Origin of the sequence: Agrobacterium vitis, assembly GCF_037039395.1 — a bacterium.
GTDB classification, from domain to species: Bacteria; Pseudomonadota; Alphaproteobacteria; order Rhizobiales; family Rhizobiaceae; genus Allorhizobium; species Allorhizobium vitis_E.
In genome coordinates this window covers 1,569,421-1,584,562 of sequence record NZ_CP146242.1, presented here as the reverse complement: position 1 = coordinate 1,584,562, position 15,142 = coordinate 1,569,421, and the positions used below count along the sequence as shown (strand labels likewise).

Genomic DNA, 15,142 nt, shown 5'->3' with positions numbered 1-15,142 from the left:
CGGTTGCATGTTTATTTGCGGGCCAGCTTGGCGAATATCGTGCCGAGTCCTGCTTTTTTGGGCTTTTTGATACTGACCCGTCCGGTGATGAGATGGGCGAGCTGCGAGAATGTTTCCGCCGTCGGACTTTTCGCATCGATCTCGGCGATCATCCGGCCGCTATTGGCAGCATTGCCAAACAGCTGGATATCGAAAGGAATGATCGCGGCGGGCTGCATTTCCAGCGGTTCGAAAAAGTCGCTGGGCGAAATTTCCGGCCGTTTCGGCATTCCGGCCTGATTGAGGATCAGATGCGGTGCCTTGTCGTTTGGCCGCAGCCGCTTCAGCGCATCGAGCAGGTTCTTGACGTTGCGCAAATTGGCAAGATCCGGCACGCAGGTCAGAACGATCTCATCCACTTCCGACAGCAGTGCCAGCGTCCATTCATTCCAGCTATGCGGCAGGTCCAGCACTGCGACCGGGGCGCTGCGTTGCAGGGTTTCCAACAGCGGCAGGAAGGCGCCGCGCTCAAAATCATAGGCCCGGTCCAGCAGGGAAGGGGCGGCCAGCAGGGACAGGTTTTGCGAACACGAGGTCAGCAGCCGGTCCAGAAACACTTCGTCCAGGCGCTCCGGAGCAAAGACCGCTTCGGCTATGCCCTGGGCCGGGTCCTGATCGAAATCGATATTGGCCGTGCCATAGGGAAGGTCCAGATCGGCCAGGATGGTTTCGGAGGAAAACAGCGAGGCGACCATGAAGGCGGCATTATGGGCGATGGTGGAGGAGCCGACGCCGCCTTTTGCGCCGATGAAGGCGATGCTGCGTCCAAGCGGCTCGGCATCGGGATCGATGAAGATCGACGACAAGGCCCCGATGACGTCGGCCATGCTGACCGGCGCAACGATATAATCGGAGACACCATTGCGCATCAATTCGCGGTAAAGAGCGATGTCGTTATAGCGTCCGACGACGATGACCCGGGTCGAGGGATCGCAGACATCGGCCAGCGGCGCCAGCTCGGAAAGCAGGTTCTCAGGCTTCGCATCGGTTTCCAGAATGACCAGATTGGGGGTCGGCGCCCCTGCAAACATATTGACTGCCGCCGAAATGCCGCCGCTTGTTACCCGCATGCTGACCTTTGTCATGCGCCGGTCACGGGCGGCCTCTTCCATCACGGCCAGCACATTGTCCGAGATGCAGAACGCATGGACGGAAATGCGCGGCAAGGGCCGCAATTGCTCGAGATTGCCGGTTCTCACCGGCTCTGAGGCTAGGCCGTCTTCTTTCGATCCGGCGATATCGTATTTGATGGTATTCATCAGCCTGCCCCGCGATCCTTGTCGATCAATCCGTGGATGTCGTGGTAGAGGTATCCTTGCCGTCGCGATAATTGTCGATCACCGTCGAGCGCCGCTCGGCATCGATCGGCGTCATACCGCGCGGGGCGATCAGGTCCGTCGGGCTGGCAACCTGCGCGGCCAGATTGGCCTGGGAGGCACAGCCGAAATTCTGCCAGTTCTTGTTCTGCGCCGTGTCGTTGGAGAGATCCTCCGGCCATTGACCACACGGTCCGGCCACCGCCGTGGTTGCGACATAGCTCAGCCGGATCGGCGCGGCATCACCTGTTGCGCCCGCCCGGTAAGGCCGTTCAACGATTTTGGGGGCGGCAATGCCCTTGGAAACCAGCAGGCTGCGCACCTGGCGTGCGATGCTGGAGGCCGCCATTGTATTGGGAGAGCCTTGCGGCACCAGGATCTGCACATAGCCGGTGGACGCATTGCGGTAGTCCTGGGCAAAGCCCGTCACTGCATCGCTCATGCCGATTGTCAGACGGCCTGAACCCTGCGCGACCGGAAGATCCAGCGAATGCTCGACATCGGTGACGATGATCGGGTGGCGGGTCCGGTAATCGTCGGGGATCGAGCCGGTGGACATCTCGTCTTTCATACCGCCGCAACTGGCTAGCGGCAGGATGGCTATCACGCCAAGGCAGAGTGCCACGGTGCGGGCCAAGCGACGAGTCAAGGTATGACTCTGGGCAAAAGCTGGGTGAAGTGTCATCGCGTCCGCCCTCATTTGTAAATATAGCCGACAGTGCCGTGATAGGGGCCGTTCGCCGTGGCTTCCTTGCGGCCGTAAACCTTGTTGACACGGTTCAGGAAATACATGGCGCCGTCTCCGGCAGGATTGAAATTGTCGTCAGGACGCGCCAGCGCATTGCGGGTAACGGGCCGAACCAGATAGGGCGTGGCGATGATCACCAGTTCGGTTTCGTTGCGCACGAAGTCCTTGCTGCGAAACAGCGTGCCGAAGATCGGGATTTTCGAAATACCCGGCAGGCCGGACATGGCCTGGCGGACATTGTCCTGAACCAGACCGGCGATCACAATCGATCCGCCGGAGGGCAGCTCGACCGTGGTCGAGGCTTCGCGCTTGCGGATCGACAGATAGGTGGAACCAGGGATGGATGCATCCGAATTGCCCTCTACCACCGATCCTTCATAGGTCGGTTCGGAAACATTGGTTTCGATCGCCAGGCTGATCCGGCCGGGAGAGAGCACGACCGGCCGGAAGTTCAGCTGAATACCGTAATCGACGGTCGAGGTCGTACGAGAGACGGTTTTCTGCCCGGTTGTGCTGTCGGTGCTGATTTCCTGGCCGGCTGCCAGCCGATATTCGCCGCCGACATAGAATTTCGCCTGTTCGCCGGAAATCGCCGTCAGGCTGGGCTCGGCCAGCGTGCGCATCACACCGGCCTGTTCCATGGCGTTGACATAGGCGCTGATGCCAAAGCTGCCGAATGTCTTGGAAATTGTGGCGGTGCCGCCAACGTCGACGGAGTTGCCGAGATTGGAAGGATTGGCGTAGCTGATGCCGCTGGTGCCATCGGTGGCGCTGGCGCTGACGCCGAGCTGTTTCAGCACCTGGCGGCTGACCTCGGCAACAGTGACTTTCAACGTGACCTGATCTTCGCCTTCGATGGTCAGCATGTTGACGATCTGCGAGGTCTGACGGTTTTCCGCGTAGATGGCCACCGCACCGTCGCCACTGCTGTCGCTGGTTGCGGTTTCTCCGCGGGTGGTGGCTTCACCACCCTGGAGGAAGGCCTTGGCAAGGCTGACGGCCCGCGACGAATCCTGCGGTGTGCGCACCGTGCCGCTCAGCACGACGTTGTCAGAGATAATCTCGACCTTGATATTGGACTCAGGGATGAACCGGCTCAGGTTGGTTTGCAGACCCTCGATATCCCGTTCGATTTGCAGATCGAGACTGACGATCTCGCGGCCATCTGCCCCGAAAATGAAAATATTGGTCTGGCCGACCTTCTTGCCGAACAGATAGATCCGGCGCGAGGTGCGGGTAACGGCATCGGCCAGTTCCGGGTCGGCCACCAGGATATCATGCGCATCTTCAGGCAGATCGACGACGATGGCCTTGTTGAGGCCAAGCTTCAGATCACGCCGCACACCGGGGCCGGTTTGGGCGATGCGCACCAGGCTCTGGGCTCCCGCGGCAAGCGCGTCGGCCTGCCAGACAAGCATATTTTCTCCCGGCAGGCCGGTGATCGACAGGCCAAGCGAAAGGCTGCCGGTGATCATCATCCGCAGCAGGCGGGCGGGGGTAAGGCGCATGGCAAATCGTCCGTTCATTGTTTTGCAGCTCCCGCGCTCTTGACGATCTGCCCGGATTTGATGACCTGCACCTGTGGCCCGCCGCTATCGCCGCTCAGCAGGTAGCTGGCGGAACTATTGTCCTGCTCCTGGGCATCCGCCACGGAACGCAACGCCAATGACAGGCGCTCGGCCATCTGCTGGGCAACCGTCAGCACCTTGGTTTGCTCCGGTGTCAGTTCCAGCGTTGCGGTGGTGCCGATGACCGAACGGGTGCCGTCGTTCTTTTCCTCGATCTGCTGGTCGATGGCGAGAACGCGGACATTGGACAGCACGGTTTCGGTCAGATGATTGTCGTTATCGCCCTTGCGGACCATGATTACGTCAACGCGGTCATTCGGCAGGATGAAACCACCAGCACCGGTTGCCACGGAAATTTCCGTGGAGATTGCCCGCTTTCCGGCTGGAAGCAGGGCTGAAAGGGTACGGCTGGAGGCGTCGGCGATCTTTTCGATCCGTATCGGCTCACCTTCGAAAATCGGCAGGCGCACAACAAGCCCGGCAAGGTCGCTCAGGGCCTGGGGACGGTTTTCCTCCGTCACGAAGCCGTCGACCAGATCGGTCTTCGGCCAGTCCATCCAGCGCATGGCCTTATCGGTCAGGCGGGCGCCGACCGGCAGACTGGCGGCGGCGATCAGCACCTTGGTGGTCGGCTCCTTCGTCACCACAGGCTCGGATTGCTGCACCACCACGTGCTTTTGCCCGCTCAGCCCCATGGCCAGCAGACCGGCCAGCCCGGCCGCAGCCACGGCGACAAAGAGAATGAGAATGCGGGCGGGCTTCATGGTCTGTCCTTAAGTCGGCGGAAGCTTTCTTAAGGTCGAAAAGAACAGAAATTGGTGTAATTATAGTTAACAACCGCCTTACTGGTGTGGTTAACAAAATATTGCTGGATTTATTTCGGCGAAACTGTCGCCAAGGCCAATGTCACCACTGGGGCACTGAGAAAACTGCAAAAACCACCAATGGCGATCGCAATGCCATAGGGGATTTTTTTCTCGACGATCAGCGAGCGCGGCAGGCGCAGGCCAAGGGCCATCACGGTATTGGCCTGGCTGCGCAAAGCCAGGATCATCAGGGTCAGCACGCCGCCGAACACCGCGACTTCGATCAGAAATTCCACCAGGCTGATGTTGAAGCCATACCAGACGGCAGCAGCGGTCAAAAGCTTGGCGTCGCCGCCGCCCATGACATTGACGGCAAACAGCGTGAAGCAACCGAAAAATACAATCAGACCTGCTGCGAGATGCAGACCGGCCAAGCCTAAAGGCAGGCCCAACACCAGGGCGAGGGCGGCAAAGCCGATAAGCAGCGCAAGCGGGATCGCATTGGGGATCTTCATCTCGAACAAATCGGTAAAGGCCGCCAGTGCCAGACAAAGAGGCATGATCAGTGACAGCGTGACAGCCAGCATGGCGGACGTATCCCTTGAGGAGGTGATTTGGACGCAATAATCATGACGCAAAGCCTTTACGGAATCTCTCCCGAAACCGAAAATGCGGCAATGATAATAATTTTAGGATAATAATTTGGGGCGGGGACCCGCGAAAAAACAGGAAAGCCGCCCTTGCGAGGCGGCTTTTGTAGCCATGAGGCTGCTCACTTGAAGCTTATTTTGTTGCCTCAACACCCTTATTCATCTGCGTTGTCAGATTGGTGAACGTGCTGTTGATGCTGGTTCCGAGCGTCGTTGCACCAGCGACGAGGGCCACGGAAATCAAAGCGGCGATCAGACCGTATTCGATGGCGGTCGCGCCGGATTCATCCTTCATAAAACGTGCGAAAATCTTGGACATGCTCTTCTCCTGCTCCATAAGGGTTTCTCTGGTCCGCCAACTGTTTTTTGTTGTCCGGTTGAACTGAAATTACAGGTCGCCGCATTGCTATCGCCTTAAGAAAACAAGTTAATTATCCTTGAACGGCAGCTTGATTTCAGTGTGGTAAATGAAGCTGAAAGATAGTCGGAAAAATTGTATTCACTTCGGAAAAAGGGCCAACCTACGGCATGTTTACATGCGAAGTTATGCAAGTATGTGTCAGTTATGGCCGCGGACATGCCAATGTTTATCGGGAGATGAACCGTATTGTGTTCTGAGAGGAGACGGCGGCTTCATGGTTCATTTACCATTTTACCTCAATCTATGGTTCTTATCTGCACGAGAGAATATTTTCCATGACGCTGACGATGTCGTTTCGCTGCTGTTTTGCGTTATTGCTTGCCGGAATGGCGACAGTTTCCGGCACGGCTCGTGCTGAAGACCCACTTTTGCGCGTGGTCATGAACCAGGCCCGCATTCTCAAACTCGACCGTCCCGTCAGCAAGGTCATCATCGGTAATGAGAAAGTCGCCGATGCCACCGTGGCCGACCCGAAAACCATCGTGTTGACAGGGCGGAGCTTCGGAACGACGAATTTGGTTCTGCTCGACAGCCAGGGCAATGCTATTTTCGACGAGCGCATTCTTGTCTCTATCGATGAAGCCAATACAGTTCGGCTGTACAAACAGACGCAACGCACGGTCCTGTCCTGCACGCCAAGCTGTGAGCAGCATTCGCAGTCTGGCAATTCCACCGGAGATGCGTCTTCCAGCAATAGTGTTTCCAGCGTAACCAGCCAATAGCGGCAGGTCGCTACGCGACACAGTGAGACTTTATCTGCCGTATCGTTGCGGAATCAGCGCCTGCATAAGAAATCATGCAGTAACAACATGAATTTATTCAAAATACCTAAAATTAAGTTTTAAGTCGTTTCCGTATTATCCTGTTCAAACTGAAGGAATTCGGCAACGAAAATTAAATAGATCCAGCCCTAGCTTGCTATCAGGCACAACAACCGGCATTCAGACGATGGTCTTTCCAGATGGCACCCGTGACAAACGCGACGGACGATGGCGCAGATGGATATTAGCGGCCAGGCGTTTGCGTCGTTCCCGTGACGGATCGGCGGCCATCGAATTCGCCATTCTGGCCATTCCTTACTTCCTGATCATTTTTGCCATTCTGGAAACATTCGTGGCTTTCATTGCCGAACAGACCGTCAATTCAGCGGTCGATACGCTCGGCAGGCAATTGCGCACCGGCAATATCACCTATAACCTGACCCGCAGCACCGATAAGACGGCCACGGAATTCCGCCAGCTATTCTGCAACGAGATTTCCTTTCTTCTCACCTGCGACGCGGATGAAGTGGCAACACCTAACCGGCTCTGGCTCGATGTGCGAACCTTCTCGGCCTTTTCCGCCATGCCCACCACCATCGCCACCACGGGGGGTAGTCTCGATACGAGCAGTTTTGCTTTCACGCCGGGTGGAGCAAGTTCGATCAATATGCTGCGCGCCTTTTATTACTGGCCGGTCACCACGGATCTTGTCCGTCCCTATATCGCCACGATCCATCGCCCCGGCGTCTCCAGCAACTCAGATTATCTGATCGTGTCGACCATGGCATTCCAGAACGAGAATTATCCATGAGGTCGATATCGGTGTTGATGTTCCGTCTGTGCAGACCGTTCCGGCGATTGGCCCTGGATCGATCCGGCGTGGGCGCGGTAGAATTTGCCCTGATCGTACCCCTGCTGCTGGTTTTGTATCTCGGCGCGTTCGAACTCACCATGGCACTCAGCGTTTCCCAACGCGCCACCAACAGCGCCGGGGCCATCGCCGATATCGTGGCGCGCCAGCAGAAAACGGTCAACAAGACCTTCCTGGCGACCATGCCGGATGTGCTGAAGGCCATGTTTGCGCCGACTGCGACCACGGGCTATGCGCTGAAGATCACCGGCATCAAGGTGGACAGCAACGTCAAGGCGACGATTGCCTGGTCCTGGGCGCAGGATGGCTCCAAACCCTATGCAACCGGTGCAACGGTCACGCTGCCGTCCGGCATGGCGGCTGCCAATGCCTTTTTCGTTCACGCGGAACTGACTGTGCCGCATGAGCTTGTCACCTATCTGCCGGGATTTTCGGGATCGAGCGTCAACACCATTACCATCGCCAGGGATTATTACTTCCGTCAGCGGGAGAACGGTGAGATTGCCTGCTCGGATTGCTGATCTGAGTAGAGATTTGCCATTGCCTGCCTAAATGTCTATTCAATCCGTCCGATTGATATTCAACTGCCTGCTGCTACGTCTCATCTGAATCACGAAGCGATTTAAGGTGAAATGCAAGGCATGACCGGGCGTGACGGGTGAAGCATGGCGCGAGCCTTTCTGTTTGTTCTCGATTCCTTCGGTGTCGGCGGCGCCCCCGATGCGCCAGCCTATGGCGATGACGGGGCCGATACGCTGGGGCATATCGCAGAATTCTGCGCCGCCGGTGCCGGAGACCGCGATGGCCTGCGTTCCGGGCCGCTGATATTGCCGAACCTGTCGGCGCTGGGCCTGTTGCAGATTGCCAGCCTGGCCAGCGGCAGCCTGCCTGCGGGCATGGCCCTGCCGGAACGGGTCTTTGGTCTCCACGGTGCGGCCAACGAAATTTCCCGGGGCAAGGATACACCGTCCGGCCATTGGGAAATCGCCGGTACGCCCGTGATGTTCGACTGGGGTTATTTCCCGCAAGAAGGCGATGCCTTTCCCGCCGATCTCGTCGCCGAGATTTGTAAACGCGCCGATCTTCCCGGCATTCTCGGCAATTGTCATGCCTCTGGCACCGACATCCTGGCCCGGTTGGGTGAGGAGCATTGCCGAACGGGCCAGCCGATCTGCTATACATCCTCCGACAGTGTCTTCCAGATTGCCGCCCATGAGCATGTGTTCGGGCTGGAGCGTCTGCTGCAGCTCTGCGAAATCGTCCGGGAATTGCTCACCCCCTACAGGATCGGTCGGGTGATCGCCCGCCCCTTTATCGGCAACAGTGCTTCGACTTTCCAACGCACCGGCAATCGGCGGGATTATTCGGTCCCGCCCCCGGAGCCGACCCTGCTCGACCGGCTGAGTGAAGCGGGCCGCACGGTGCATGCGATTGGCAAGATCGGCGATATCTTCGCCCATCAGGGGACAGGCCGCGAAATCAAGGCCAATGGCAATGCCGCCTTGATGGAGACGACGTTGGCGGTGATGGACGAAGCGGCAGAGGGCGATCTGGTTTTCACCAATTTCGTCGATTTCGATATGCTGTATGGCCATCGCCGCGATGTACCGGGTTATGCTGCGGCGCTGGAAGCCTTCGATCTGTGGCTGCCGGATGTCTACCGCAAGCTTATCCCTGGAGACATGGTGATCCTGACCGCCGATCATGGCTGCGATCCGACCTGGCGTGGCACCGATCATACGCGCGAGCGGGTGCCGATCATGGCGTTCGGTCCCGGCATCCGGGCGCGTTCTATCGGCATTCGCGACACCTATGCCGATATCGGCGAAACGATTGCAGCCCATCTCGGCATTGCTCCGGGGCGCCATGGCAGGAGTTTCCTATGACCGCATCGCTGTTGAAAGCCGAATTGCATTGCCATATCGAAGGCGCCGCACCGCCGGCTCTGGTCGCGGCCCAAGCCGAGAAATACGGTATCGACGCCCGAGCCTTCCTTCGGGATGACGCTTATGTCTGGGGGGATTTCACCAGTTTCATAGCGGCCTATGATTTTGTCGCCTCGGTGTTTCGCAGCGAGGAGGATTTCGCCGCCCTGGCCGAGGCCTATCTGAGCGAACTGGCGGGCGTCAATACGATCTATAGCGAGCTATTCGTTTCGCCTGATCACGGCGAGGCGGTGGGATTGTCCGCCGAAGCCTATATTGAAGGGCTGGCAGAGGGCATTGCAGCTGCCCGGGCCAAGACCGGTATCGAATGCCGGATGGTGATAATCGGCGAACGGCATCTGGGGCCGGAAAACGTCTTGCGCCGGGCGAAATGGCTGGCCGATTACCAGCACCCGCTGATCACTGGCTTCAACATGGCGGGGGAGGAGCGGATGAACCGGGTGGCGGACTACGCCCCGGCTTTCGACATCGCCCGCGAGGCGGGCTATGGCATTACCATCCATGCTGGCGAACTCTGTGGCGCGTTCAGTGTTCGTGACGCGTTGGATCTGGTGCGCCCGAGCCGCGTCGGCCATGGGGTTCGCGCCATTGAGGATGCTGATCTGGTCAGGCGGTTGGCGGATGAAGGCGTGGTCCTTGAGGTCTGTCCGGCTTCCAATATCGCGCTCAAGGTGTTTGAGGATTATGCCAGTCATCCGATGCGGGCTCTGGCCGATGCCGGGGTGCGAATGTGTATCAATTCCGACGATCCGCCGTTTTTCCAGACATCACTGGCACGAGATTATGCCATCGTTGCGGAGATGGGCTTTTCAAATGCCGAGATCAACGCCATGACGAACACGGCAATCGAAGCGGCTTTCGTGGATGAGGCGACCCGCCAAAACCTGTTGCAGCGGCTGCAAGCGGCTGGTTCTGGGGATGAGGCAGCGATTTAACGGCTGCAAGCCTTGCTCATCCCACCGATTCGTTGGAAGAAACATCACAGTCAGGAATAGAGCGGAAGAGACAAGAGGTTTCCCATGGACGGCGTCACAGTCATCAATCACCCCCTGGTGCAGCATAAGCTGACCTTCATGCGCCGCAAGGAAACCTCGACGGCGGGCTTTCGCCGGCTGCTGCGGGAAATCTCGACGCTGCTCTGCTATGAAGTGACCCGCGATCTGGAACTGACCGTGGAAACCATCGAAACACCGATGGTGGAAATGGAAGCGCCGGTGCTGGAAGGCAAGAAGCTGGTATTCGCCTCCATTCTGCGGGCCGGAAACGGCCTGCTGGAAGGCATGCTGGATCTCGTCCCCTCTGCCCGTGTCTCGCATGTCGGCGTCTACCGCGATCACGAGACCTTGCAGCCGGTCGAATATTACTTCAAGGCCCCGGAAAACCTGTCGGAGCGGCTGGTGATCGTCGTCGATCCGATGCTGGCCACCGGCAATTCCTCCATTGCCGCCGTCGATAAGCTGAAGGAGCGCGGTGCTAAAAACCTGCGTTTCGTCTGCCTGTTGGCAGCTCCTGAAGGCCTGAAGCATTTCCGCGAAGCTCATCCAGATGTGCCGATCTTTACGGCGTCGATCGACAGTCACCTGAATGAGCAGGGCTATATCGTGCCTGGCCTGGGCGATGCCGGTGACCGGATGTACGGCACGAAGTAAAACTTTCTTAACGACGAACGGCTTCAACCCCGGTGCTTCCTGTGCCGGGGTTTGCTTTTGAGCGTTTGTGTTAACCGAAGTGAAATCCTGCCCACCGTTTCTATCTTCGATAGATCTGGAGAGAGATGTGATGTTCATGCGGGTTGTGGTTTTTGCCGGTCTGACAGTCCTCGTCGCCACGCAATTGCCTGCCTATTTGCAGGACAGGGCGGAAAGTGGCCAGGAAAAGCAATCCCAAGCGGCGCGCCTTGAGGCAACCCGTCTCGCGGCCACGCCACAGCCGGTCGCCGGTTCAGGTCAGGCGATCCTGAAAGCCGATGGCCGGGGCCATTTCATTGCACCTTTCCGCATCAACGGCAAAACCGTCGATGCGATGATCGATACCGGCGCAAGCACGGTTGCCATCAATGAAACCACGGCCCGCAGGCTGGGTTTCGGCGGCAACGATCTGAACTTCAAATACAAGGTTAATACCGCCAATGGCGACACTTTGGCTGCGGTGGTAATGTTGGACCGGGTGGAGGTTGGCGGGGTGCGCGTCACGCAGGTTCAAGCCATGGTAATGAAGGACAAGGCCCTGTCCGGCACGCTGATCGGCATGACATTCCTGAAACAGCTCGGCAGCTACAAAGTTGAAGATGGCCAGTTGAAGCTCAGTCAAAAATAAGGGCTCCTCTTGGAGGAGCCCTCAGACTGCTGACAAACCCCGTATTTATCCTCGACGTCATGCTCGGCCTTGTGCCGAGCATCTACGCACGTTAATTTTGTCTAACAACGTCAATGCTTATTCAGCGATAGCAGACCCTCGGGGCAGGTCCGAGGGTGACGAAATGCCGAGATTGGGGTTTGTCAACAAACTGAGGGCTCCTTTTGGAGGAGCCCTAACGTCATTGGTTTAAAGTTGATGAACCTGCGCTCAATGCGCGCCGGACATGTCGCCCAAGACCTCCTTGGAGGCCACGGTGGAATCGGCGTTCAGCTTGTAGACCATCGGCACGCCGGTGGCGAGATTGACGCTGAGGATCTGTTCCTTGGTCAGCTTGTCCAGCACCATCACCAGCGAGCGCAGCGAATTGCCATGGGCAGCCACCAGCACCTTTTCGCCCCGCAGCACGCGCGGCAGGATTTCGGTGAGGTAATAGGGCCAGACGCGGGCGCCGGTATCGCGCAGGCTTTCGCCGCCCGGTGGCGGGATGTCGTAGGAGCGGCGCCAGATATGCACCTGTTCTTCGCCCCATTTGGCCCGGGCGTCATCCTTGTTCAGGCCGGAAAGATCGCCGTAATCGCGCTCGTTGAGCGCCTGATCGCGGATGGTTTCAAGGCCGGATTGGCCAAGATTGTCGAGAATGATACCGCAGGTCTTCTGGGCGCGGGAAAGATCGGATGTGTAGGCGATATCGAATTGAATACCGTAATCCTTCAGCGCCTTGCCGCCAGCATTGGCTTCCTGCACGCCAAGTTCGGTCAGGTCGGGGTCGCGCCAACCGGTGAACAGGTTCTTCAAATTCCAATCGCTCTGGCCATGGCGCACGAGCACGAGGGTACCGGTCATCGACAAAATCCTCTCATTGACGTTACTGGAAACATTATTGCGGAGATGAAAGCCCGAGAACATCGAGCATGGAGTAAAGGCCGGGCTTCTTATCCTGCGCCCAGAGCGCGGCCTTGACCGCGCCGCGTGCAAAGATTGAGCGGTCGCCAGCGCTATGGGAAAGCGTCACGATCTCACCTTCGCCAGCCAGAAGCACGGAATGTTCGCCGATCACCGAGCCGCCGCGCAGCGTTGCAAAGCCGATCGAGCCGGGCGCACGCGGGCCGGTATGGCCGTCGCGCACTTTGACGGCATTGTCCTTCAGGTCGATGCCACGCCCCTTGGCGGCGGCTTCCCCCAGAAGAAGGGCGGTGCCCGAGGGCGCATCGACCTTGTGTTTGTGATGCATTTCCAGCACTTCGATATCCCAGCCAGACGCTTCCAGAGCCTTTGCCGCCTGGGCGACCAGAACAGAGAGCAGATTGACGCCGAGGCTCATATTGCCGGATTTGACAATTCTGGCATGGCGCGCTGCCGCTTCGAACTTCGCCTCGTCGGCTGGCGAGCATCCCGTGGTGCCAATGATATGGACGATGCGGGCCTGGGCTGCCAGGGCGGCAAATTCCACCGAGGTTTCCGGCCTGGTAAAGTCGATCACCCCATCGGCATTGACGAAGGCGGCCAGTGCATCGTCGGTGACGGGAACACCCAGTGGACCGACGCCGGCCAGATCACCGGCATCCCGGCCAATCGAGGCAGAGCCCGGACGGCCCACCGCCGCATGCAGCACAGCACCTTGCGTCTCGCAAATGATCCGCACCAGGGCCTGGCCCATGCGTCCGTTGGCGCCAACCACGACCAGTTTCATCGGTCCAGCCTTGATCGTGTTGGCCTTGATCGGATCGGTGTTCAACGCAACTGTCATGCCTCTCTCCGTCCTCATCCGTCCTTCTGCACAGGCTTTGCACTTACAATGAAGGGCTTCCGTTGGTTGCCTGCATGTTGTTCAGCCGGGCGTAAAGCCCTTCCGGCCTTTCGGTCAGCGTCCTGTGGTTGCCCACTTCGACCACGCGGCCCTCCTGCATCACGACGATCTTGTCGGCCTTGACCACGGTGGAAAGCCTGTGCGCGATGACCACGACGGTGCGGCCGTTCATGGCTTCGTCCAATGCCTTCTGCACAGCGGCTTCCGATTCGGTATCGAGAGCGGATGTCGCTTCGTCCAGAAGCAGGATCGGCGCGTTGCGCACCAGAGCGCGGGCGATAGACAGGCGTTGGCGCTGGCCACCGGACAGCGTCAGGCCGTTTTCACCCACCGGCGTTTCATAGCCATAGGGCTGGGCCAGGATGAAGTCGTGGGCGTAGGCAAGGCGCGCGGCCTCTTCCACTTCGGCATCGGTGGCGTCGGGGCGGCCATAGCGGATATTGTCGCGGATCGTGCCTTCGAACAGGTAGGGATGCTGCGATACATAGGCGATATGCTTGCGCAAAGAGGCCTTGGTCACATCGGCAATGTTCTGCCCGTCGATCAGGATCTGGCCCTGCGGCGGATCGTAGAAGCGCGGAATCAGTGTGATGATGGTGGATTTGCCGGCACCCGATGGCCCGACCAGCGCCGTGGTCTTGCCGCCTTCGGCAGTGATATCGACGCCCTTCAGAATTTCAGGGCCGTTGCCATAGGCAAAATGAATGTCTTTGAACTCGATGCGGGCTTCGGTGACCTTCAATTCGCCAGCGTTTGGCTTGTCGCGCTGGTGCGGCTGGGTGTCAAGGATCGCATAGATCATCCGGGCATTGACCACGGCCCGTTCCATCTGGATCTGCAATTTTGCCAGCCGCTTGGCAGGCTCATAGGCCATCAGCAGGGCGGCGATGAAGGAGAAGAACGCGCCCGGCAACATGCCTCCGGCGATGGTGCGGTAGGAGGCATAGGCAATCACGGCGGCAATGGCGAGGCCAGCAAAGCTCTCGGTAATCGGCGAGGTGCGTTCGCTCAGGCGGGCAATGCGATTGGCGCGGCTTTCGGCGCTGTCGATAATGCCTTCCACCTTGCGGCCAAGCTCCTCCTCCATGGTGAAGGCCTTGACCACCGCGATGCCCTGGACGCTTTCCTGCATGGCGCCGAGCACCCGGCTGTTGAGAATGACGGAATCCGTCGTCGCCTTGCGCAGCCGCTTGGAAATATAGCGCAGCGAATAGAGAACCGGAGGCGCCACCACGAAGACGATCAACGTCAGCACCCAATCCTTGGCGAGCATGACCGCGATCAAGCCGATGAGGCTGAGCAGATCCCGTGCCGTCGACGTGACGGTCAGGTTCAGGACATCCCTGATGCCATTGACATTCTGGCTGACCTGGGCGGCCAGATGCGCCGAGCGGGCCTCGTTGAAATAGCCCATCGACAGCGTCATCAGATGGCTGAACAACCGCTTCTGATAGCGCGCGACAATATTATTGCCGATCTTGGACAAAGCCACGGCCTGGCCATAGCTGGCAAGGCCACGCAGGGAAAAGGCAACGAAGATCGAGACGCAAATGATCCAGACCAGATCGGCGCGCTTGTTGGCGAAGGCCTCGTTGATGACAGTTTCCATGATCCAGGCGGTAAAGGCCGTCGTCAGCGCCACAGTTGCCAGGCAGATGATGGCGAAGACATAGCCGCGCACATGATCGCGGCCGTTTTCGGCGATGACCCGCTTAAGAACTGCCGTGATGCTTTCCGAGGATTCTGGCAGGGAGGTCTTGATGGTGTCGCGCAAGAAATGTCTTTCCCATTCGGTTCGTCATAGCGACCATCATGGCCGCGCCAGCCGGTCTATAGCCAGTCCGGCGGCTT

At 58.6% G+C, this 15,142-nt stretch carries 16 protein-coding genes; 7 read left to right on the top strand and 9 right to left on the bottom strand.

Annotated features, from left to right (window positions below; all coding sequences use genetic code 11):
- Positions 1-11: 11 nt before the first annotated feature.
- The 6 genes from V6582_RS10095 to V6582_RS10070 form a co-directional block, all read right to left on the bottom strand.
- On the bottom strand, positions 12-1,298 hold the full coding sequence (locus V6582_RS10095) for a CtpF protein (protein ID WP_156631174.1): 1,287 nt from the start codon (positions 1,296-1,298) through the stop codon (positions 12-14).
- A gap of 25 nt (positions 1,299-1,323) precedes the next feature.
- A complete protein-coding gene (locus tag V6582_RS10090; protein WP_197434336.1) occupies positions 1,324-2,040 on the bottom strand; it encodes a CpaD family pilus assembly protein in 717 nt (238 codons plus the stop codon).
- 11 nt (positions 2,041-2,051) lie between these two features.
- Positions 2,052-3,611: a type II and III secretion system protein family protein gene (locus V6582_RS10085; protein WP_420360171.1), complete on the bottom strand. Its 1,560-nt coding sequence runs from the start codon at positions 3,609-3,611 to the stop codon at positions 2,052-2,054.
- A 14-nt stretch (positions 3,612-3,625) separates the two neighbouring features.
- Entirely contained in the window at positions 3,626-4,435 is an 810-nt protein-coding gene (gene cpaB, locus V6582_RS10080) for a Flp pilus assembly protein CpaB (protein WP_156631171.1), read from the bottom strand.
- A 110-nt stretch (positions 4,436-4,545) separates the two neighbouring features.
- Positions 4,546-5,064 carry an A24 family peptidase gene (locus V6582_RS10075; protein WP_156631170.1) on the bottom strand — a complete coding sequence of 173 codons (519 nt, stop codon included), beginning with the start codon at positions 5,062-5,064 and terminating at the stop codon, positions 4,546-4,548.
- Positions 5,065-5,260: 196 nt separating this feature from the next.
- Entirely contained in the window at positions 5,261-5,446 is a 186-nt protein-coding gene (locus V6582_RS10070; protein WP_156631169.1) for a Flp family type IVb pilin, read from the bottom strand.
- Between the two features lie 377 nt (positions 5,447-5,823).
- On the opposite strand from V6582_RS10070, the gene V6582_RS10065 reads away from it, so the two are divergent.
- From V6582_RS10065 to V6582_RS10035, 7 genes are all read left to right on the top strand, one after another.
- The gene (locus V6582_RS10065) at positions 5,824-6,270 is read left to right on the top strand and encodes a pilus assembly protein N-terminal domain-containing protein (protein ID WP_420360170.1); all 447 of its coding nucleotides are present in this window, start codon (positions 5,824-5,826) and stop codon (positions 6,268-6,270) included.
- A gap of 226 nt (positions 6,271-6,496) precedes the next feature.
- Positions 6,497-7,120 carry a TadE/TadG family type IV pilus assembly protein gene (locus V6582_RS10060; protein WP_156631168.1) on the top strand — a complete coding sequence of 208 codons (624 nt, stop codon included), beginning with the start codon at positions 6,497-6,499 and terminating at the stop codon, positions 7,118-7,120.
- Positions 7,117-7,701 carry a TadE/TadG family type IV pilus assembly protein gene (locus V6582_RS10055; RefSeq protein ID WP_156631167.1) on the top strand — a complete coding sequence of 195 codons (585 nt, stop codon included), beginning with the start codon at positions 7,117-7,119 and terminating at the stop codon, positions 7,699-7,701. Before V6582_RS10060 ends, V6582_RS10055 begins: the two co-directional genes overlap by 4 nt.
- 144 nt (positions 7,702-7,845) lie before the next feature.
- The gene (locus V6582_RS10050) at positions 7,846-9,066 is read left to right on the top strand and encodes a phosphopentomutase (protein WP_156631166.1); all 1,221 of its coding nucleotides are present in this window, start codon (positions 7,846-7,848) and stop codon (positions 9,064-9,066) included.
- A complete protein-coding gene (locus V6582_RS10045; protein ID WP_156631165.1) occupies positions 9,063-10,061 on the top strand; it encodes an adenosine deaminase in 999 nt (332 codons plus the stop codon). Before V6582_RS10050 ends, V6582_RS10045 begins: the two co-directional genes overlap by 4 nt.
- A gap of 84 nt (positions 10,062-10,145) precedes the next feature.
- Positions 10,146-10,775, top strand: coding sequence for a uracil phosphoribosyltransferase (upp, locus tag V6582_RS10040; protein ID WP_060719365.1), 630 nt, complete (start codon positions 10,146-10,148; stop codon positions 10,773-10,775).
- 130 nt (positions 10,776-10,905) lie between these two features.
- Entirely contained in the window at positions 10,906-11,442 is a 537-nt protein-coding gene (locus tag V6582_RS10035) for a TIGR02281 family clan AA aspartic protease (RefSeq protein ID WP_156631164.1), read from the top strand.
- 249 nt (positions 11,443-11,691) lie between these two features.
- Here V6582_RS10035 and V6582_RS10030 read toward each other — a convergent pair whose 3' ends face one another.
- The 3 genes from V6582_RS10030 to V6582_RS10020 form a co-directional block, all read right to left on the bottom strand.
- Complete coding sequence (locus tag V6582_RS10030; RefSeq protein ID WP_156631163.1) at positions 11,692-12,327, bottom strand: 2,3-bisphosphoglycerate-dependent phosphoglycerate mutase; 636 nt, start codon at positions 12,325-12,327, stop codon at positions 11,692-11,694.
- Between the two features lie 34 nt (positions 12,328-12,361).
- Positions 12,362-13,174 carry a 4-hydroxy-tetrahydrodipicolinate reductase gene (gene dapB, locus V6582_RS10025; protein WP_156631274.1) on the bottom strand — a complete coding sequence of 271 codons (813 nt, stop codon included), beginning with the start codon at positions 13,172-13,174 and terminating at the stop codon, positions 12,362-12,364.
- Positions 13,175-13,274: 100 nt separating this feature from the next.
- Positions 13,275-15,065 carry an ABC transporter ATP-binding protein gene (locus V6582_RS10020; protein ID WP_156631162.1) on the bottom strand — a complete coding sequence of 597 codons (1,791 nt, stop codon included), beginning with the start codon at positions 15,063-15,065 and terminating at the stop codon, positions 13,275-13,277.
- Positions 15,066-15,142 lie beyond the last annotated feature (77 nt).